Genomic DNA, 3,961 nt, shown 5'->3' with positions numbered 1-3,961 from the left:
CCCGACGGCTTGTCCTGCCGCCAGGTCCGCCACAGCTTCGAGGTGGCGGGGTGACGGGTCAGCGGCTTGGCGAGATAGGGTTTCCGGGGAGTCCGCGGCTGTGGCTTCTGTTCCAGCCCTGGCGGCTGATACGGCCCGAGCCGCTGTTCCAGATTTTTCAGCGAGCAGGAGCGATCGAGCGCACTGGCCTTGATCGCTCCGGCCCCGTCGATGCGGCGGATCACCAGCCCGGCCCCGCGTTTGCGGATCTCGGCATCGTACTCAGCTAGGCCCTGGTGGACCTCCGCCCACGAGCTGGCTGTGCCGATCATCGCCAGGATCTCGGCCTTGTGCTCGATCAGATGGCGCTCGAACGATTGCTGCCAGGTCCGCGCCTCGTAATCGCGGGCCTTGGCCGAAACCGGGTTGGGCTCCGCTCCGATCCCGCGATCGACCTTCAGGCCGTATTTCTGCTCCATCGCCCGCTTCACCTTGTCGAGCGTGAAGAAATCGCGGTGCGGGGTATGGCAGCGGTGGGTTTTGGGGTGAATCTTGTTGTAGGCGATGTGGAGATGGAAATTGTCGGTGTTGATGTGGGTGCCCGCGACCCGCTGATGGTCGGCAAAGCCCAGCGCCTCGGCAAACGCCCGCTCGATATCCTGAAGGTCGGCGAGCGACAGCTTGTCCTGCTCACCGGCGTTGAACGACACCACCAGATGATAGGTCCGGTCGGTCGAGCCACTGTTGAAGGCGCGGGTCGCCTCGATCTCGATCAAGGCGGTGTCGAGATCGGCCAGATTGGTCCCGGCATCGCAGTTGACGATCCAGAACCGGTCGAGCTTCTCGCCCTTTTCCCGCGCCGCCGCGACGTAACGGCCAAGATGGCTGTAATCGTCGCGAATCTCGGGTTTCTTGGCGATCTTCTTCGCGATCATTCCGGCTGCTTGGCGCGGGGGTGCTGCTGGTAATGGATCGCGTGAACCGTGGCCTTCAGCGCCGCCTGAACAGTCGATATCTCAACCAGCAGCCCCTCGATCCGGGCCAGATGAGCGGGCGACAGATCATCGGCGCCGACGTCGAGCGCCAGCTTCAGCAGATTGCCAAGCCGGGCCTGATCGGCGTTGATCTTCAGCAGGTCGCGGATCGCCTGGGCAGCGACGAAATCGGTCGGATCGGGCAAACGGGTGCCCAGCGCCAGACGGCGCAGTAATTCGGACACCGACAGCTTGAGCTGATCGGCCAGGGCATCGACCTGGGTCCGCTCGTCGGCGGTGAAGGAGACTTTGACCCGGTTGCGTTCGGTACTCATCGGACACTCTCTCATTGGGGAGATAAAAGGCGGGGCTACGCGCCCCGGACCCCCGCCAGGAGCCAGCGGCTCCTGGACCAGCATCGCTATGAACGCCGGTCCAGGGGGCGCGGCCCCCTGGCGGGTGTGGGCAGAGCCCACGCTTACGCGATGCTGCGATCCAGCCCGCGCAAACGGGCGAGAGCGCTATCGATCGCCTGACGCACCGCTCCTGGCCCGCGTGATTGGGCCAGGTCGTTGAAGTCGGTGAGGCCCTTCAGCATTTCCTCGGACGTGAAGCGGGGCGAGACGACGAACCCGCCGACCGCCTGGGCTGCCTCGGTGGCCTTCTCCAGTCCGACATTGCCGTTGCGGTTGGCGTGGTCGTCATCGGCGGCGATGATTATGGTGCGGTCGGGATAGCGGGCGCGGATGGTTTCGGCGACCGGGGCGAGGTTGCCGGAATCGAAGGCGGCGATCACCGGCTGCCCGGTCGCCTCGAAGATCGAGGCGGCGGTGGCATAGCCTTCGGCGATCAGCACCGGGCCGGGATTGGCGAACAGGGTGTCGAGCGTGCCGGTGCCGGTCGGCTCGATCACATGGAAGGTGCCCGCCTTGTGGCTTTCTTTCAGGAAGCGTTTGCCATCGGCACCGATGACCTGAAGCGTCCACAATCTGCCCTCGCCGTCGCGGGCGGGGATCATCAGCTTGCCTTCGGTATCGACGCGGACACCGTGGCCCTGGACTCCCTTGGCGGCGAGATAGGGCGAGCGTTCGGGCGTGGCGTTGCCTGCAAGATTCTCCCACACCCCGAAGGCGATACGGGCGGCCTTCTCCGCGGCCGCGAGGCGGAGGCTCTCGCGTTCGGCCCGGATCGATGCCGCTTCGGCCTGGACCTGAGCGCGGGTTTCGTCGCTCAAGGCCTGTCCGGTCGCGACCCATTTGACGGTGCCGCCTGCTTTATAATTGGTGATCTGGCCCGAGGGGCGACCGTCCAGAAAGCCGCGATAGGAGCCGCTGATCTGGCCCTTGCGGTCGCCTTCGACCGGGACGCGGTGCCATGCCCCATCCATCACCGGGGCCGATTTCAGCAGCAGGCCATGCGATTTGCAGGCTTCGGCAAATTCCTCGACCGGAGACAGGCTGGCGGGCGCGGCCGGTTTGCCCGACCAGCGGGCGAAAGCGGCCGCGTCGAGCCCGTCCGGGACATACCACGCCTTGGCCTTGCGGTCCCATTTGGCCCCGAGCGCCTTGGCCTGCTCCTTTTCGGCAAAGGGTACGGCGAGGAAGGTTGGCTGGGGCAACAGATCGACCCGCCTTCCTCTCCCATCAATCCATATTTTGGTTCCCGGAGGCGGTTCGTCACCGAGATCGAGCATCCATTCCGCCAGGTCCAGTTCATTTTGTGCCCCTTCGAGCATCTCTTGATGCCGCAGGTTCCACCAGGTCGAGCCATCCATCTCATAAAGCTCTTCCGTTTCCTGTCCCTTGGCCGGAGGGCGCACGTTCGGCATTTCCGGTGCGGAGCTTCGGCTTTGCTCGGGGGATGCGCGCTCCTTGACCCGCTCGCGATCGAAGACGATCAGCTCGCGATTGGCCTTTTCCGGGTTTTCCTCACGATCGACACCGTCGATCCAGCGCACATACCCCTCATAGCCTTTGCTGCGGAGGAACTTGGTCTGGGCTTCGGCAAAGCGCCGCTTGTACTCGTTAAAATCGCCGCGGGCCTTTGCCTTGGCAATGTCGGGGTCTTTATCCAGGGCGGCGTCCATCGCGTCCCACAGCACGCCGTCGCGTTGGATATGGGCCGGGTCGAAAATCCCTTCGGGATCGAAGACCTTGACCAGACGGACCTCGACCGCCTTCGCGGTCGCGGGGTCGTGGGCCTGGCTCGCGAACGGATGATCGAGCGCGATGAACTTGCCCGAGGGAAGACCGGCGCTCTGCATGGCGACCAGCGATTCCTTCCCCGGAATCGTCGGGGTATGCCAACCGACGAAAAGCGTTCCGGGTTCCTGCTCCGGAGCCTGCTCCGGAGCCTGGACCGGAGTTTGAGCCGAAGCCTGGACCGGGGCTTGGGTCCATTTCGCAAACAAAGCCGGGTCCAGCCCCGCCGGAATGAACCAGGATTTGGCGTCACGGTCCCATTTGGCCCCGAGCGCCTTGGCCTGATCCTTCTCGGCATAAGGCACCGCGATCAGCTGGGGCCGGTCGGAGACGGACGGGCGGTTGGGCGTGACCTCGGGCGCGGTCCCGGTCGGCATTAACGTCCGGTTCTCCATTCCCGGCTCCTGTGTGGTGGCAGCGATCGCGGCGGCGTGGGCTTGAGCGGCGCGTTCGAGCTCGGGGCGGCGCTCCGGTTCGGTGACCCAGGATTTGATCGTTTCGGCGTCGCGGGCGGCGCGGAAGATCTCGTTCTTGTCGTCGCGCAAGACCTTCAGCCAGGATTCGACATAAGACGCGTGGTTGGAGGGATCGTGGGAGATGCCGAGATCACGGGCGAGCATGTAGCTGGCGATTTCGGCCCTCAGTTCCTCGCGGGCATAGAGTTCGGAGCCGAACGGCCCGAAAGTGCGGACAAGCCGGGAGGGATGGCCGGTGGCGTGGCCGAGCTCGTGCAGCAAGGTGGCGTAATAAGCCTCCTGGCCAACGAACACGCCCTTGGGCGGCAGATGGATTTCATCGCGCACCCGA

General features: G+C 64.9%; 3 protein-coding genes. All 3 read right to left on the bottom strand.

Going from position 1 to position 3,961, the window contains the following annotated elements:
- Positions 1-914 (bottom strand): TraI/MobA(P) family conjugative relaxase (gene traI / locus K678_RS17010; RefSeq protein WP_021133717.1); only part of this gene is annotated, 914 nt, incomplete at its 3' end.
- Entirely contained in the window at positions 911-1,288 is a 378-nt protein-coding gene (locus K678_RS17005) for a plasmid mobilization protein (RefSeq protein ID WP_021133716.1), read from the bottom strand. The genes K678_RS17005 and traI, both read right to left, overlap by 4 nt.
- 143 nt (positions 1,289-1,431) lie before the next feature.
- Positions 1,432-3,961, bottom strand: a 2,530-nt coding sequence (locus K678_RS18045) for a zincin-like metallopeptidase domain-containing protein (protein WP_021133715.1), incomplete at its 5' end; no start/stop codon positions are given.

This window comes from Magnetospirillum fulvum MGU-K5 (genome assembly GCF_000442515.1).
Taxonomy (GTDB): Bacteria; Pseudomonadota; Alphaproteobacteria; order Rhodospirillales; family Magnetospirillaceae; genus Phaeospirillum; species Phaeospirillum fulvum_B.
Note: the sequence above shows the minus strand (reverse complement) of the source record. Positions and strands in the feature narration are given on the sequence as shown.

What these genes read in the sequence shown, in the direction of transcription:
- K678_RS17005 (WP_021133716.1), bottom strand. Translation starts at nt 1,288, where the DNA reads ATGAGTACCGAACGCAACCGGGTCAAAGTCTCCTTCACCGCCGACGAG.